This window comes from Streptomyces sp. 71268 (assembly GCF_029392895.1).
GTDB lineage: Bacteria > Actinomycetota > Actinomycetes > Streptomycetales > Streptomycetaceae > Streptomyces.
On sequence record NZ_CP114200.1, the window covers coordinates 2541454 to 2557094 of the forward strand.

Here is a 15641-nt window from a genome sequence, read left to right on the forward strand (position 1 = left end):
CGAGTCCCGTTGAGATACGCGCTGTACTCGCGCGGCGACGTGGCGCGATTATGGCAACGCGTGACCGACCCGCACCGCAGTCCGAATTGCCGGAATTCCGGAGACCCGTCGAATTAGTTCGCCGGTCAACCGTCCATTCCACGGTATGGAACAACTTGCACCGGAGGTATTTGGGGTGCACACTGTTCCAAAGATTCGGAGCAACCTGCACCAGACTTCTCACCATGAGGAGGCAGCTCTTGAGCGCCATAGCGGGAACTCGCGACCAGTGCCGGCCCGATCTGACGCTGACGTACGCGGTACACAATGCCTTCCGGCGCGACGCGGCCCTGCTGATGTCTGCCTCCTACAGCGAAGACGTGCGCGACGGCGCGTCCATTCGCGCGGGCTGGGAGACATTCAAGCGGCATATGGCGATGCAGCGTTCCGCCAAGGACTCGGTGTTGTGGCCCGCGCTGCGCGCGCGACTGGCCGGCCGCCCCCGGGAGCTGGAACTCCTGGAGGCCATGGAGGCCGAGAACGCCGAGATGGACCCGTTGATCCGGAAGATCGACGCGGCCCTCTCGCACGACCGCCGCTTTCGGCTGCGCGAGTACGCCGAGGACTTCTCCACCTCGCTCCTGAGCCACCTCGACCACGAGGAGGCCGAGGCGCTTCCGCTCCTGCAAAGCGTGCTCAGCCAGCAGGAATGGCGCGCCTACTGCGACGAGCAGCGCCGCCAGGTCGGCTATAAGGGCGCCCCGTCCTTCTTCCCCTGGCTGCTCGACGGCGCGCCGGACAGCACCCGGAGGCAGATCCTGGACCTGCTCTCGCCGCCGCTGCGCTTCCTGTGCCGCACCGTGTGGCAGCCGCGCTACGAGCGCGTTCCGCACTGGGAGTTGGCCAGCGCCGCGTAAGGCGTTCCGCGAGGCCGGAACGCGCGAATCGGCCACCGGTTCCGCGGGTCACGCGCCGCACAACTCCCGTCACGCATAAGGTCGTTAGCACCCCTCTCCGTTCATCTCTTGAATACAGGCGGAACCCCCGACGCCCCCGCCGGCGCCGGGGGTTCTCGCGTGTCCCGGCATTGCGGATCGCCCCGTACGCCATCGTCACCGACCGGGTACGCTGATCCACTCCGCATCTGGCCTAGACCAGCGGGCCAAGGCGGTCGGCGACGGGGCGAATTAGGCAGTGGGATGGCCATCCACCGCAGAGCTGGAAGGACCATAGGTGCTCGGCTCAAAGCGGGTTACTATCTGGATCGTTCGAAGACCGAAGGCGCCCCATCATGCGGAACTATCGACTCACTGGTGAACTGTTGAACGACCGACTTGAGGTGACATAGACTGCCTGCTGGCTCCAGATTTGCTCGACTTTCAGCCACGGGGGGATGAACAGGCGGCGCAGCAAGGCCATACGAAAACAGGCACGACGGAACAGCGACGGACGCCCGTCCCCCAGCGGAGCGGCCCACACGGGGACCAGCGACAAGGCGAATCCCGGTGCTGTCATGGCGTCTTGTCTGCGTGGCCTCTCCACGCGTCCCTCTCATCGAGCCTCTCGTCACACTCTTCTGGAAGGTGAACGAGAACGTCATGGAATTTGCCATATTGGGCCCGCTTCGCATGAACGAACAGGGGCGTTCTTATACCCCGACCGCACCAAAACAACGGCAGCTTCTGGCCCTGCTGCTCCTCAACGCCAATCAGGTCGTTTCCACCAGCACCTGCATAGATGAACTGTGGGAAACCTCGCCACCCAACACGGCGCTGTCCACCCTGCAGTCCTATATCCTCCAACTGCGGCGCACACTGCGCAGAGTCCCGCGCATCGGCAGTTTACAAGCTGCGCGTCGCGTTCTGGAGACCCGCGATGGTGGCTATTTGCTCGCGGTCCGCAACGATGAACTCGACGTCAATATCTTCACGTCGCTGGTACGCGAGGGCCGTGCCCAACTGCACCGCGACGACCACACCGCGTCCGCGCTCCTGACCCGTGCGCTGACCATGTGGCAGGGTTCCGCGCTCTCCGACGTTCAGGCGGGTCCGGTACTCCGAGCCCACCTGGTGGGCCTGGAAGAGGACCGGATCAGCGTCCACGAACAGCGCATCGACGCGGACCTGCGACTGGGACGGCACCACGAACTCCTGGGCGAACTCAGCGCGTTGGTCACCAAGTACCCGACGCACGAGAACCTGCACGCGCAGCTCATGCTGGCTCTCTACCGCTCGGGCCGGCGCGCGCAGTCCCTTGAGGTCGTGAAGCGTTTGCGCCAGGTGCTGCACGATGAACTCGGCCTGGAACCGTCGCCGCGGATGCGCAATCTGCACCAGGCGGTACTGGCCTGCGACCCGGTCATCGACAGCCCCGCGGGCACCGACTCCGTCCTGGCGCTCGACCTCGCGCGCTACTCGTCGTCGCCCACCCTGCCCAACCAGCCATCGCCCACCCTTCACACCCCCCACCCCGCGTCGGTGCACGCGCACGCGCACGGCAAGTAGCGCCGTGGCGTAACCGTTTCCGCACACGCGGCGGATGGTCCGAACTCTCCCTCGGCCCGTCCGGGTCGTACGGGTGCTACGCGCGTTCCCACCGAGCGCGCGTACGCTCCAGCCCACGCGCACCGCTGCCCGATGTCCCTCTCGTCGGGCAGCTCGCGAACCTGCCCGACCGGCGGTGCGGCCAGGCTCGTCGCGCGGCCACATCGAAGTGACCACTGGTTCAGTTGGGGACGGTCCAGGTGTCGTTGCCGGCGAGGAGGGTGGCGAGGTCGCCCTTGCCTTGGGCTTCGATGGCTCGGTCGAGTTGGTCGCTCATCAACGTGTCGTAGACCGGGCGTTGCACGCTGCGGAGTACGCCGATGGGGGTGTGGTGGAGGGTGTCGGCGTCGGCGAGGCGGGTCAGGGCGAACGCGGTGGTCGGGGACACGGCCCGCGCATCATGGACCAACACCCCTTCCGTGCCCTCCTCCCGCACGTCCACCACCCGCAGGTCGCCTGTGGTCTGGTCGCGGACCACGCCCTTGGAGCCCAGTCCGTCCTCGGCGGGCACACCGAAGCGGATCGGTTGACCGTGTTCCAGTCGGATCACGGCCTCCAGCGCGCGTTCCTTGTCCTTAAGGACCTCAAAGGCACCGTCGTTGAAGATGTTGCAGTTCTGGTAGATCTCGACCAACGCCGTACCCGGATGCGCGGCCGCCGCCCGCAACACGCTCGTCAGGTGCTGCCGGTCTGAGTCCACCGTCCGAGCCACGAACGAAGCCTCGGCGCCCAGGGCGAGGGAGAGGGGGTTGAACGGGGCGTCCAGGGATCCCATCGGTGTCGACTTGGTGATCTTCCCGACCTCCGAGGTCGGGGAGTACTGGCCCTTGGTGAGCCCGTAGATCCGGTTGTTGAACAACAAGATCTTCAGGTTCACATTTCGCCGCAACGCGTGAATGAGATGGTTACCCCCGATGGACAGCGCGTCGCCATCCCCGGTGACCACCCAGACCGACAGGTCCCGTCGCGAGGTCGCCAACCCCGTCGCGATCGCCGGCGCTCGTCCGTGGATGGAGTGCATGCCGTAGGTGTTCATGTAGTACGGGAAACGACTGGAACACCCGATCCCGGACACGAACACGATGTTCTCCCGCGCCAGGCCCAACTCCGGCATGAAGCCCTGCACGGCCGCCAACACCGCGTAGTCCCCACACCCCGGACACCAACGCACTTCCTGATCGGACTTGAAGTCCTTCATCGACTGCTTGCCCTCAGCCCGCGGCACCAACGACAACAACCCCCGCCCCCCACCCTCAGGGGAAACAGCAGGCTCGCCAGCAACAGCGGATTGGACAGCACCGGCGGCAGGGGACGCTTGAGGTGTGGTGGGGTTAGGCATTGATGGCCTCCTTCAACGCGTTGGCCAACTCCTCGGCCTTGAACGGCATTCCGTTGACCTGGGTGTGGGAGCGGGCATCGATGGCGTACCGGGCGCGGATCAACGTCGCGAGCTGTCCCAGGTTCATCTCCGGGATCACCACCCGCTCATACGAGGCCAACACCTCACCCAGATTCGCTGGGAAGGGATTGATGTGCCGCAAGTGCGCCTGCGCCAACGCCACACCCTCACCCCGCAACCGTCGAACCGCCGCCGCGATCGGCCCATACGTCGAACCCCACCCCAACACCAACACCCGGGCACCGCCCGGGTCATCCACCCGCACGTCCTCCACCGCGATACCGTCGATCTTGGCCTGACGGGTACGGACCATCAACTCGTGATTCGCCGGATCGTAGGAAATGTTCCCACTACCATCCTGCTTCTCAATCCCACCGATCCGGTGTTCCAAGCCCGCCGTTCCCGGCACCGCCCACGGTCGCGCCAACGTCACCGCATCGCGTTTGTAGGGCCAAAAGACCCGCGACCCATCCGCCAACTCGTGATTCGGCCCTGAGGCGAACCGCACCCGCAAATCCGGCAACCCCTTCACATCCGGCACCCGCCAGGGCTCCGACCCGTTGGCCAAATACCCATCCGAGAGCAGGAACACCGGCGTGCGATACACCAACGCGATCCGCGCCGCCTCCACGGCCGCATCGAAACAGTCCGCCGGCGTCGAGGGAGCCACGATCGGTACCGGGGCCTCCCCGTTACGGCCGTACATGGCCTGCAACAAGTCCGCCTGCTCCGTCTTGGTCGGCAACCCCGTCGAGGGCCCACCCCGCTGGATATCCACCACCACCAACGGGAGTTCCAGGGAGACCGCGAGCCCGATCGTCTCCGATTTGAGCGCCACCCCAGGCCCCGAGGTCGTCGTCACCGCCAACGACCCACCAAAGGCCGCTCCCAACGCCGCCCCGATCCCCGCGATCTCATCCTCGGCCTGGAACGAGCGCACCCCGAAATTCTTGTGCCGCGAGAGCTCGTGCAAAATATCCGAGGCCGGCGTGATCGGATACGACCCCAGGAACAGGGGCAACTCCGCCTGCACCGAGGCCGCGATCAGGCCGTAGGCCAACGCCAGGTTCCCCGAGATGTTGCGATACAGGCCTGCGGTGAAGGCGGACGAGGCCGGGGCCACCTCATAGGAGACGGCGAAGTCCTCCGTGGTCTCCCCGAAGTTCCACCCCGCCCTGAAAGCGGTCACGTTCGCCTGCGCCAACTGCGGCTTCTTCGCGAACTTCTTCCGCAAGTACGCCTCAGTACCCTCCGTCGGGCGGTGGTACATCCACGACAACAGGCCCAGGGCGAACATGTTCTTACTCCGCTCGGCCTCCTTGCGACTGAGACCGAACTCCTTCAGCGCCTCGACCGTCAAGGTCGTCAACGGCACCCCGTGCACCTGGAACGAGTCCAGCGACCCGTCCTCCAACGGATGGCTCGCATATCCCACCTTCGCCATCGGGCGTTTGGTGAACTCGTCCGTGTTCACGATCAACACCGCACCCGGAGGCAGGTCCGCCACGTTCGCCTTCAACGCCGCCGGATTCATCGCGACCAACACATCCGGCGCGTCCCCCGGAGTCAGGATGTCATGATCCGCGAAATGCAACTGGAACGATGACACCCCCGGCAACGTTCCAGCCGGTGCCCGGATCTCCGCCGGGAAATTCGGCAACGTCGACAAGTCATTCCCGAACGACGCCGTCTCCGAAGTAAACCGATCACCCGTCAACTGCATACCATCACCCGAATCACCCGCGAAACGGATAATGACTCGGTGCAGTGTCTCGGTCGCCTTCTCGGGCGGCGGCCCGGCGGGGGACGGTGCCGTGCCCGAGGTGGGTTCGACGGCGGGGGGCGGGCGCGGGGTGACCTGGGGCGGCCGGGCTCATAGCGACTCGATGTCCTTCGAGGTCGGCAGACGGTGTCGGCAGTCGAATATGTAGCGGGCCGATGCGGCGATGGCCTCGTAGTCGAACTCGTCGTGATCGGTGACGATCAGGACGGCGTGCGCCCGGGAGACCTCCTCCGGGTCCGGCTTCACCTGGGTCAGCCCCGGTATGCCGGGCTCCTCGGTGACGTGCGGGTCGGCGAAGCGCACCGTGGCGCCGGCCTCGATCAGCAGCCTGGCGATGGGCAGCGCCGGCGACTCGCGGATGTCGCCGGTGCCCGGCTTGTAGGCCAGGCCGAGCATCAGGATGCGCGCGCCGGTCACCGTCTGGTGCCGCCGGTCCAGGCCCCGGGTCAGCTTGCGGACCACGTACTCCGGCATGGCGTTGTTCAGCTCGTCGGCCAGTTCCACCAGGCGGAACCGCTTGCTGGAGGCGCGCTCGACCTTCCACGACAGGTACAGCGGGTCCACCGGCAGGCAGTGGCCGCCGACCCCGGGGCCCGGGGTGAAGCGCATGAAGCCGAACGGCTTGGTCGCGGCCACCTCCAGGGCGTCCCACACGTCGACGCCGATGCCCTCGGCGTGCGTGGCCAACTCGTTGACCAGCGCGATGTTGACGTGCCGGAAGGTGTTCTCCATGACCTTCGCCAGCTCGGCGACGCGCGGGGCCTTCGCCAGCACCACCTCGTGCACGATGTCCGCGTAGAAGGCCCGCACCCGCTCCAGCGAGGCCGCGTCGATGCCCGAGACGACCTTGGGCGTGGTCTCGAAGGTCCACTCCGGGTTGCCGGGGTCGATCCGCTCGGGGCTGTACCCGAGGTGGAAGTCGGCGCCCGGCTCCAGTCCCGAGCCGTCGCGCAGGATCGGCGCGAGCACCTCCTCGGTGGTGCCCGGGTAGCTGGTCGACTCCAGGATGACGGTGGCACCCGGCCGCAGCCGGGCGGCCAGCGCCTTGCCCGCCGCCTCGATGAAGGACAGGTCCGGCACGCCCTCGTGCAGCGGGGTGGGAACGGTGATGACCGCGATGTCGAAGGCGTCCAGGTCCTCGGTGTCGATGCTCGCCCGGTACGTACCCCGGTCGATGACGGCGCCCAGGCGCTGCGAGGTGACGTCACCGACGAACGAGTCGCCCACGGCCAGCTTCTTCACGCGGGACTCGTCGGTGTCGTAGCCGACGACCTGGTATCCGTGCTCGGCCGCGGCCACGGCCAGCGGCAGGCCGACGTACCCCTGCCCCACTACGACCAGTTTCGTGGTCAAAGGACGCTCCCTAGTCGAAGAATTCACAGACCGAGTCGGCGATGTATTCCACCTGACTGTCGGAGAGGTGGGGCCAGATGGGGATGGCCAGGTTCTGGTCGCTGGCGCGCTGCGCGCCGGGCCACTGGACGCCCTCGGGCGCGTACCGCGCGAACGCGGGCTGGAGGGGCAGCGGCACCGGGTAGTAGACGTGCGTGCCGATGTCCTTCTCGCTCAGCCAGGCGCGCAGGTCCGCGCGCCGCTCCACGAGCAGCGAGTAGACGTAGTAGCAGCGGCCGTTGCGGCCGGCGGGCGGCGCGAGCACGCCCCGGCCGGCCAGCGGCTCGAAGCGTTCCGTGTAGTAGTCGGCGATGCGGGCCCGGCGCTCCAGGCGGTCCTCGAAGCCGGCGTGCCGGTGCAGTTGGAAGGCCGCGATGATCTCGTCGAACCGGCTGTTCTGGCCGATCTTGTGGTGCAGGAAGCGGGTGATGCCGTCCTGCCCGTGGTTGCGCAGCATCCGTACGGTGCGGCCCAGCTCCGGGTCGTCGGTGAGCACCGCGCCGCCCTCGCCGGCCGTGCCGAACGCCTTGACCTGGAAGAAGGAGAAGACGCCGAGGTCGCCCCAGCGGCCGGACGGCACGCCGTCGAGCACCGCGCCCTGGGCCACCGCCGCGTCCTCGATGACCTTCAGGCCCCGGTCGTGGGCGATCTTGTTGATGCGGGGCATGTCGGCCATGATCGAGAAGACGTGGGCGGGCATCACCGCGCGCGTCCGGCTCGTGATGAGCGCCTCGACCGAGTCCGGGTCGATCACCATCGTGTGCGGGTCGACGTCCGCGAAGACGGGCGTGGCGCCGAAGTTGGCGACCGAGCTGGCCACCGGCTGGCAGCAGAACGCCGGCACGATGACCTCGTCGCCGGGCCCGATCCCCAGGGCCTGCACGGCGAGGTTGAGGCCGCCGGTGCCGCTGGAGCAGGCGATCACGTGCTCCGCCTCGGTCGTGCGGCGCAGCTCCTCCTCCAGCTCGGCGGTGCGCCGACCGAGGATGAACTTCTGCTCGGCGTCCGTGCCCACCTCGAAGAGCAGATCCTTGAACGCCTGCCGGTCCGTCTCGAAGAGGTCCGGGGGGAAGAAGGGAATGGTGGCCATGTCATCGCCTTCCGGCGTAGAAGTCCGAGATGGCGGCGCAGACCGTCTCCAACTGCGCCTCGGTCAGGTCCGGGTACAGCGGCAGCGCCAGCGTCCGCTCGCAGGCCGCCTCGGCGTTGGGCAGGCTCCCGGGGCGCAGCCCGGTGTCCGTGCCGGCGAAGCAGGGCTGGGTGTGCAGCGGGCGCGGGTAGTACGTCTCGGTGCCGATGCCACGGGCCGTGAGGTGGGCGACCAGCTCGTCCCGGGCCTCGAACTCGACCTGGTAGACGTAGAAGACCGGCTCGGTCGGCACGTCGCGCGGCAGGACGCGCGGCACGGCGAGCACGCCGTCGGTCTCGCGCAGCCGCTCGGAGTAGGCCGCCGCCAGTTCGGCGCGGCGGGCGATGTCGCGCTCCAGGCGGGTCATCTTGGCGAGCAGGATGGCCGCCTGCACGTCGTCCATCTTGCTGTTGGTGCCGGAGACGCCGGAGAGGTTGGAGATGCCGGCGATGTGGTCGATGGTCTTGCCCATCCGACCGTGGTGGCGCAGCACGGCCGCCTGTTCGGCCAGCTCCTCGTCGTTGGTGAGGATCATGCCGGCGTCGCCGAGGGCGCCGAGCGTCTTGGTCGGGAAGAAGGAGAGCACGCCGCCGCGGCCGATGAGTCCGGCGTGGGTGCCGTCCCAGCGCATGCCGATCGCCTCGGCGCTGTCTTCGAGGAGCATGACGTCGTGCCGGCGGGCGACGTCTGACAGCGCTGTCAGGTCAACCAGTTGGTGGAAGAGGTGGGCCGGCATGATGGCCTTGGTCCGCTCGGTGATCAGCTCCTCGACCGAGGCGGCGTCCATCCCGTAGTCGCCGTCGTTGGTGATGTCCGCGAACACCGGCGTGGCGCCGGCGAGGCTGACGGCCGAGGCCGAGGCGAAGAAGGAGAAGGCCGGGACGATGACCTCGTCGCCGGGCCCGATGCCGGCGGCGCGGAGCAGGATCACCAGGGCGTCGGTGCCGCTGTTGACGGCGATGGCCCGTCCGGCACCTGTGTAGTCGGCGATGGCCCGCTCAAGCTCCGCCACCTTGCGGCCGTGGGAGAACTTGCCCCGGTCGAACACATCATCCGTATGTCGGGTGATGAGCGGCCATAGCTCCTTGAAGGACTCCGCCTGAGTGAAGAACGGAACCGGCGCGGCGGGAGCATCGGTAAGCGTGGACACCATGGGAGTGACGCTATGGAGCGGTTCTGTGACGTCGCTACGGACAAGAACTTGCCGGTAGCAGTCATTCCTGGCCAGCCGGTTGGAGCTGGGCGCTCCGTCGCCGAACCTGTCATACACAGGCGCTCCGGTCGGCGATACGGCAAGATCTTGCCAGCCGTCAGGGGCTTCCCCCGTCACGCGCGATCCCTCGCACGCGCCGCCCACACCTGGCGTGCACGAGCGGCTTCACTCCGTATTCAAGCTTCCACACGCCGTCCTGTACACCCCGTGTCGGATGTCCCACTCCGCCGGTCCACCTACCGGGACCGACCGGGCCGGCGCCGCTGGTCGTGCGCCCAGCATGGCGTAATCCCGCGTGTGTCGCCGCACGGCTCGCGGGCGGGCGTGGGGCAGAGGCGGAATCCCCCGGCCGGAGCGGCCGGCGGCCGGGCCGGCAAGCGGAGCTTGACCTCAACCGCGCTTCAGGTCCGAGGGTGGCCGCATGACGATCTCAGCGACGGACCAGGCGGCGGTGGGCGAGTGGATCAGGGGCGCGGCGCACCCCCTGCGCACCGCTGACCCGTTGGCGCCCCTGGACGACCTGCGCCCGCTCCTCGCCATGGTCGGTGAGCGGACGGCCGTGGCGGGGTTCGGCGCCGGGACCCGGGGCGCGCGCGAACTCCTCGCCCTCCAGGTGCGCGTCGCCCGACTGCTGCTGGCCGAGGCCGACTTCCGGGTGCTCGCCCTGGACCAGGACGCGGGGCTCGGCGCCGCGCTCGACGCGTACGTGCGCACCGGCGCCGGGGACGTCGCGGCGCTGCTCCAGGCCGCCGAACCGTTCTCCCGTACCGGCGAGACGCTCGCCCTCGTCCGCTGGCTGCGCGCCCTGCGGCAGACCCGGCCACGGGCCGCGCCGGGCGTCGTCGGGGTCAGCCCACGGGAGACGGGGGCTTCGGCGTACGACGCGGTGACCGACTACGTACGGCGGGCCGCGCCCGGGCGGCTGGCGGAGCTGGCGTCCCACTACGCCGAACTCCGCCCGCCCGGCGATGTCAGTGACCACACCCGCCGCTACCAGGCCCTGACCGACCGGCGGCCCTGGCGCGAGCGCGCGCGGGCGGCCCACGACCTGGTGGCGGCGGTGCCGGGGCACGACGGTCACGCCTGGGCGCGCTACCAGGCCCGGCTGATCGTCCAGTACCACGCGCTCCACGACCACGGCCACGACCCGCTGGACCCGCACAACATGGCCCACTACGAGTGGTACTTCGCCGAGAACGTGCTGTGGTGGCACCGGCACACCGGGCACCGGGTGCTGTTCTGGTCCTCCAGCTCGCACACGGCCAGGGCGCCCGGACGGGTCGTCAGCTTCCCGCCCAACCCGCCGGGGGCGTCCCCGAACGCCGGCAGCCACCTGCACGCGGACCTCGGGGACCGGTACCTGTCGATCGGCCTCACCTTCGGCACCGGCGAACTGGCCCCGTACACCGGGGCACCGCCCCACCGGGTCCCGGCTCCCGTGCCACCGCTGGTGGAAGCGGTCCTGGACGGCGCGGGGGCGGGCGACTTCCTGCTCGACCTGCGCCAGCGGGCGCCGCGGCGGGTCGCCGAGTGGCTGGCCCAGCCCGTCACGTCCCGGCTCGTCGGCCCGCGTCACGACCCGCGCCGCGACCCGGCCCACCACATGGCGGGCGGCTCGCTGGCCGAGTGGTTCGACGTCCTCGTCCACCGGCGGCGCGTGACACCGGCCCGCCCCCTCGACCCGGCCGGGCCCGCGCCGGCCGGCTGACGTTCGCCGCGCCTGGCGCCGCCGGGCGCCTGTCGCACGAGGCGGGTCGGGCAGGGGACGGGGTGGGTCAGCAAACAGGTGTGGTCAGGAGGCACCACGCAGGGGCGGCCAGTCGACGGGGGTCAGCACGTCCTCGACGGTCTCCGCGACGCAGTGTGCGGTCAGGCCGGCCTCGGCCAGCACCTCGTCGCGGCTGCCGTACTCGCAGAAGCGCTGTAACAGGCCGAAGTCGCGCACGGGCGTGGTCACTCCCGCGTCGCGGAGGGCTTGGGTGATGGCGGAGCCGACGCCGCCGACGCGGCCGTTGTCCTCCACCGTGGCCACCAACTCGTGCTCGGCCGCCAACCCCACCAACGCGGAGTTCACCGGCTTCACCCACCGCGGGTCGACCACCGTCACCCCCACCCCACGCTCCGCCAACAACGCCGCCGCCTCCAAGGAGACCTGCGCCATCGCCCCCACCGACACCAACAACACCCGCGACACACCCTGCGGCCGCGCCAACACATCCAACCCACCCACCGACGCCACCGGCTCGATATCCGCACCCACCGAGCCCTTGGGATAACGCACCACCGTCGGCGCGTCCTCCACCTCCACCGCCTCCCGCAACAACGCCCGCAACCGCGCACCATCCCGCGGCGCCGCCACCCGCAACCCCGGCACCACCTGCAAAATCGACATGTCCCACATACCGTTGTGCGACGGCCCGTCATTACCCGTCGCACCCGCGCGATCCAACGCGAACGTCACCCCACACCCATGCAACGCCACATCCATCAACACCTGGTCAAAGGCCCGGTTGAGGAACGTCGCGTACACCGCCACCACCGGATGCACCCCACCAAGGGCCAACCCCGCCGCCGACGTCACCGCGTGCTGCTCCGCGATGCCGACGTCGAAGACCCGCTTGGGATACGCCTTGGCGAACGCCTCCAACCCCACCGCTCGCGACATCGCCGCCGTGATCCCGACGATGTCCTCCCGCTCACCACCGAGCCTGACCATCTCCTCCGAGAACACCGACGTCCACGACGGACCGGGGGCCGGTTCGGCCGGTCGGGGCGCGCGGGCGGGGCCCAGGGGCGTGGTGGTGGGCCCGGGGTCCGGGTCGCCACGGGTGACGCAGTGCACGACGGCGGGCCCACCGAGCGCCTTGGCCCGGCGTAACGCCACCTCTAACGCCACCGCGTCCTGGCCGTCCAGCGGCCCGAAGTAGCCGAAGCCCAGGTCGTCGAAGAGGCTACGGGGCGTCGGCCGGTGCCGTTCCTCGGCCCGGGCCCGCTCCGGTGGCGCCTGGACCAGCGTGCCGCCACCGGAGGCGGCGGCGCCCGGCGGGGCGTCGGCCGGCGACCGCGCGGGGCGGTCGGGGACGGCGCGGCCGGGCGCGGGGCGTAGCAGCAGCCGGCGGTCGGTGAGTCCGTCGGCGGCGGGCGCGGGAGCGGGGGCGGGGACGGCCTCGTGGATCACGATCACCAGCGGCAGGTCGCGGCTGGCGGCCAGGTTGTTCAGGGCCTCCCAGGCCATGCCGCAGGCCAGCGCGTCCCAGTCGATCACCGCGACCACGTGCCGGTCGTGCAGGCCGCGCAGTCGGTGCGCCTTGGCGAAGCCGTCGGCGTAGGAGAGGGCGGTGGCCGTGCGGGCGTTCTCCACGGCCCCGTGCGGGGCCGCGTACCAGGTCGGTTCGGAGCGGTGGCGGCGCCGGGTGAAGTCCCTGCGCCCGGTGAGCAGTTCGTGGACGTACGCCTGGCGCCCGGTGTCCCACACCAGGCGGTCGCGCGGCGCGTCGAAGACCCGGTGCAGTGCGAGCGTCAGCTCCACCACGCCCAGATCGGGCCCGAGGTGCCCGGCCTGGCGCGGCACCGCCCGCCCGATGAACTCCCTGATCTCCGCGGCCAGCCCGGGGAGCCGGGACGCGGGGACGGCCCGCAGGGTGTCGGGGCCGGAGAGGGTGTCGAGCAGCGGTGCCACGGCCGGGCGCGGCCCGTCAGGGCGCAGGGTCAAAGCGCACCTCCATCTCGGGCTGTAGCCCGAGATCCGGCCCCGACGCCGTCTTGTCGACGTTGATCAGGATGTTGTAGTGGTTCGGGTAGTGGCAGGAGTCGAAGCCGAGCACGGTGCCGACCAGGTGGCCGTTGATGCGCACCTCGTCGCCCCGGTCGATGACGCCGCCACGGGCCAGCTCCACGAAGCCGAGGAAGCCGACCCGGTCGATGACGGCGCCGGTGCTGGTGTCGTCGTGGTCGGTGGTGACCAGCTCGTGCACCTCCTCACGGCGCACGCAGCGGCTGGCGAACTCGGTCAGCTCCATGCCCCGGTCGTCCCGCTTGTGCGTGAGGATCTTGACGAGTTCGCCGGTCACGGGGCGCTTGGCACCGTCTTCCGCGGGGTTCATCGGGCGCCTCCATCGGCGTGCCGCACGGTGGTGTTCTCGCTGCCGGCGCCGGCCGCCCCGGCCTCGCGCCGGTAGACGTCGGCCACCAGTTCCAGGGCGGCCAGGCCGCCGTGGCTTCGGTCCTCGCCCGCGCGCACGGCGGAGGCGAAGTCGCGCAGCACGCCCACGTACTCGTGCCACAGCGAGGTCTTGAACCCGTCGTGGCCGCCGAGCATGTCGGCGACGAGCACGGTGCCGTCGGCCAGGGTGAGTTCGACGTCCTTGGTCTCGCCGGGGTAGGCCCAGTCGAGCAGCACCCGCGCCGTCGCGCCCGACTCGGCGCGCAGTTCGACGGTGGCCTGTCGGTCGGTGCCCTGCGCGTCCCGTACGACCTTGGAGTCGGTGACCGTGACCTCGCCGACGATCTGCCGGACGGTGTCGAAGGCGTTGGGCCCGTTGTCGGCCACGCACCCGCCGCCGCAGCGCTCCGGGTCCAGGTACCAGTGGTCGTCGCCGGCGTGCTCCTCGATCATCTCCAGGTAGCGCACGGTCACGTGCCGGAGTTCGGCGCCGGCCGGGACGCGGGCGATGAGGTCCAGGACGTTGTCGTTGTAGCGGCGGTGGAAGGAGGTGAAGAGGACCACGCCCTTCTCGCGGGCCGCGCGGACCAGCTCGCGGCCGTCCTCGACCCGGGTGGCCAGCGGCTTCTCCACGCAGACCGGCAGCCCTGCGGCGATGAGGTCGCCACAGACCAGGGCGTGTACGTCGTTGGGCACGTTGACCACGACGGCGTCCAGGCCACCGGCGGCGATCATGTCCCGGTAGTCGGCGAAGGTGGGCACCTTCCCCTCGAACGGGGCCAGCGCGTCGGCCCGCAGGTCGCACACGGCCGCCAGCTCCACGTCGGGCAGCTCGTCGAACGCCTTCACGTAGAAGCGCGAGATGACGCCGAGTCCGACGATTCCCACGCGCAGCGCGCCACTCATGCGTCCACTCCAACCGGGACCTCAAGGCCCCATCGTTCGGCGACCTCGCGCAGTTCTCCGTAGAGCGCGGGCGTGATCGGTACGCCGCCGGCCCGGGCGGCCTCGGCGGTGGCGGCCTCGCGGGCGCCGGGGTAGCTCACGGGCTGGGCCGGGTCGATCGGCGGGCAGTCCAGCAGCGACTGGAAGAGGCCACCCGCCTGGGAGAGGAAGCCCTCCACCGGGCGCAGCGCGCCCGGTGCGACCACGATGGCCAGGATGCCGATGTCGTCGTCGCGTCCGGAGGGGCCGCCGGTGCCCTCGTACGCCTCGGGCGCGGGGCCGAGCCCGGCGCCGGGGACGAGCGCGGCCAACACCTCGACCAGCAGGGCGAGGCCGTACCCCTTGTACGCGCCGGTCTCCGGGCGCCCGCCGAGCCAGGTCGGGAAGCCGTCGCCGCGGTCGAGCGCGTGCGGGTCGGTGACCGGCTGGCCCTGCGCGTCGGTCAGCCAGCCCTCGGGTATGGACTGGCCCGCGCGCGCCGCCTGGCGGATCTTGCCGGTGGGCACGGCCGTGGTGGACATGTCCAGGCAGTACGGGGGCAGGTCGGGGCCGGCCGGGGACGCGATGCTCATCGGGTTGGTGCCGAGCATGGCGACCTTGCCACCCGGCGGCCTGGCGATGCGCTGGCCGCCGCAGTTGGAGGCCAGGATGCCGACCATGTCGCGCTCGGCGGCGCGCAGCGTGTGGTGGCCGGCGCAGCCGAAGTGGGTGGCGTCGCGCACCGAGACCAGGCCGATGCCGTACTCGGCGGCCCGGTCGGCGGCCAGGTCGATCGCCTCGCTGGCCAGCCACAGGCCGAGGCCCTTCTTGCCGTCCAGGAGCACGGAGGCGCCCTTGTCGGCGAGCACCTCGGGCTCGGCGTCCGGCTCGACCCGCTTGTCGTCGAAGAGCGGCAGGTAGAGCCGGGTCAGGTTGGTGAGGCCGTGGGAGCGCATGCCGGCCAGGTCCCCGTAGACCAGGGCCTTAGCGGCGGTGCGGGCGCGGCCGGTGGGCACGCCGCAGGCGGCGAAGACGTCGGCGGCGAAGCCGACCAGGTCCTCGTACGCGACGCGCGGGGCGCTCTCCTCGGCTGCTTGGGGCGACGCAGGTGTCATGA

General features: G+C 70.1%; 11 protein-coding genes and 1 pseudogene. 3 read left to right on the top strand and 9 right to left on the bottom strand.

Translation table 11 applies throughout. The features are described 5' to 3' along the window. The first annotated feature begins 224 nt into the window (after positions 1 to 224). Positions 225 to 896: a hemerythrin domain-containing protein gene (locus tag OYE22_RS09205; RefSeq protein ID WP_277319954.1), complete on the top strand. Its 672-nt coding sequence runs from the start codon at positions 225 to 227 to the stop codon at positions 894 to 896. A 666-nt stretch (positions 897 to 1562) separates the two neighbouring features. Then, entirely contained in the window at positions 1563 to 2483 is a 921-nt protein-coding gene (locus tag OYE22_RS09210; protein ID WP_348652193.1) for an AfsR/SARP family transcriptional regulator, read from the top strand. A 220-nt stretch (positions 2484 to 2703) separates the two neighbouring features. Here OYE22_RS09210 and OYE22_RS09215 read toward each other — a convergent pair whose 3' ends face one another. From OYE22_RS09215 to OYE22_RS09235, 5 genes and pseudogenes are all read right to left on the bottom strand, one after another. Then, positions 2704 to 3720, bottom strand: a complete 1017-nt coding sequence (locus tag OYE22_RS09215; RefSeq protein WP_277324058.1) for a 2-oxoacid:ferredoxin oxidoreductase subunit beta — start codon at positions 3718 to 3720, stop codon at positions 2704 to 2706. Positions 3721 to 3853: 133 nt separating this feature from the next. Beyond that, positions 3854 to 5683, bottom strand: a pseudogene (locus OYE22_RS09220) (2-oxoacid:acceptor oxidoreductase subunit alpha); the annotation flags it as partial. 111 nt (positions 5684 to 5794) lie between these two features. Next, entirely contained in the window at positions 5795 to 7057 is a 1263-nt protein-coding gene (locus OYE22_RS09225) for a nucleotide sugar dehydrogenase (RefSeq protein WP_277319955.1), read from the bottom strand. A 10-nt stretch (positions 7058 to 7067) separates the two neighbouring features. Next, positions 7068 to 8186 carry a DegT/DnrJ/EryC1/StrS family aminotransferase gene (locus OYE22_RS09230; RefSeq protein WP_277319956.1) on the bottom strand — a complete coding sequence of 373 codons (1119 nt, stop codon included), beginning with the start codon at positions 8184 to 8186 and terminating at the stop codon, positions 7068 to 7070. Position 8187: 1 nt separating this feature from the next. Next, positions 8188 to 9378 carry a DegT/DnrJ/EryC1/StrS family aminotransferase gene (locus OYE22_RS09235; protein WP_277319957.1) on the bottom strand — a complete coding sequence of 397 codons (1191 nt, stop codon included), beginning with the start codon at positions 9376 to 9378 and terminating at the stop codon, positions 8188 to 8190. A 481-nt stretch (positions 9379 to 9859) separates the two neighbouring features. Here OYE22_RS09235 and OYE22_RS09240 point away from each other — a divergent pair, with 481 nt between their 5' ends. Next, a complete protein-coding gene (locus OYE22_RS09240) occupies positions 9860 to 11146 on the top strand; it encodes an erythromycin esterase family protein (RefSeq protein WP_277319958.1) in 1287 nt (428 codons plus the stop codon). Between the two features lie 84 nt (positions 11147 to 11230). On the opposite strand, the gene OYE22_RS09245 is transcribed toward OYE22_RS09240, so the two are convergent. Genes OYE22_RS09245 through OYE22_RS09260 form a run of 4 tightly spaced genes read right to left on the bottom strand, consistent with a single transcriptional unit; the run spans position 11231 to position 15639 of the window. Continuing rightward, the gene (locus OYE22_RS09245; RefSeq protein WP_277319959.1) at positions 11231 to 13150 is read right to left on the bottom strand and encodes a 1-deoxy-D-xylulose-5-phosphate synthase; all 1920 of its coding nucleotides are present in this window, start codon (positions 13148 to 13150) and stop codon (positions 11231 to 11233) included. Then, on the bottom strand, positions 13134 to 13541 hold the full coding sequence (locus tag OYE22_RS09250) for a hypothetical protein (protein WP_176164086.1): 408 nt from the start codon (positions 13539 to 13541) through the stop codon (positions 13134 to 13136). The genes OYE22_RS09245 and OYE22_RS09250 overlap by 17 nt, the downstream gene beginning before the upstream one ends. Next, a complete protein-coding gene (locus OYE22_RS09255; protein WP_277319960.1) occupies positions 13538 to 14506 on the bottom strand; it encodes a Gfo/Idh/MocA family oxidoreductase in 969 nt (322 codons plus the stop codon). The genes OYE22_RS09250 and OYE22_RS09255 overlap by 4 nt, the downstream gene beginning before the upstream one ends. Beyond that, positions 14503 to 15639: an Ldh family oxidoreductase gene (locus OYE22_RS09260; RefSeq protein WP_277319961.1), complete on the bottom strand. Its 1137-nt coding sequence runs from the start codon at positions 15637 to 15639 to the stop codon at positions 14503 to 14505. The genes OYE22_RS09255 and OYE22_RS09260 overlap by 4 nt, the downstream gene beginning before the upstream one ends. Between the last annotated feature and the right edge of the window lie 2 nt (positions 15640 to 15641).

Coding starts and splice junctions, on each gene's coding strand:
- OYE22_RS09240 (WP_277319958.1), top strand. CDS start 9,860: ATGACGATCTCAGCGACGGACCAGGCGGCGGTGGGCGAGTGGATCAGG.
- OYE22_RS09215 (WP_277324058.1), bottom strand. CDS start 3,720: ATGAAGGACTTCAAGTCCGATCAGGAAGTGCGTTGGTGTCCGGGGTGT.
- OYE22_RS09260 (WP_277319961.1), bottom strand. CDS start 15,639: ATGACACCTGCGTCGCCCCAAGCAGCCGAGGAGAGCGCCCCGCGCGTC.
- OYE22_RS09235 (WP_277319957.1), bottom strand. CDS start 9,378: ATGGTGTCCACGCTTACCGATGCTCCCGCCGCGCCGGTTCCGTTCTTC.
- OYE22_RS09205 (WP_277319954.1), top strand. CDS start 225: ATGAGGAGGCAGCTCTTGAGCGCCATAGCGGGAACTCGCGACCAGTGC.
- OYE22_RS09250 (WP_176164086.1), bottom strand. CDS start 13,541: ATGAACCCCGCGGAAGACGGTGCCAAGCGCCCCGTGACCGGCGAACTC.
- OYE22_RS09230 (WP_277319956.1), bottom strand. CDS start 8,186: ATGGCCACCATTCCCTTCTTCCCCCCGGACCTCTTCGAGACGGACCGG.
- OYE22_RS09255 (WP_277319960.1), bottom strand. CDS start 14,506: ATGAGTGGCGCGCTGCGCGTGGGAATCGTCGGACTCGGCGTCATCTCG.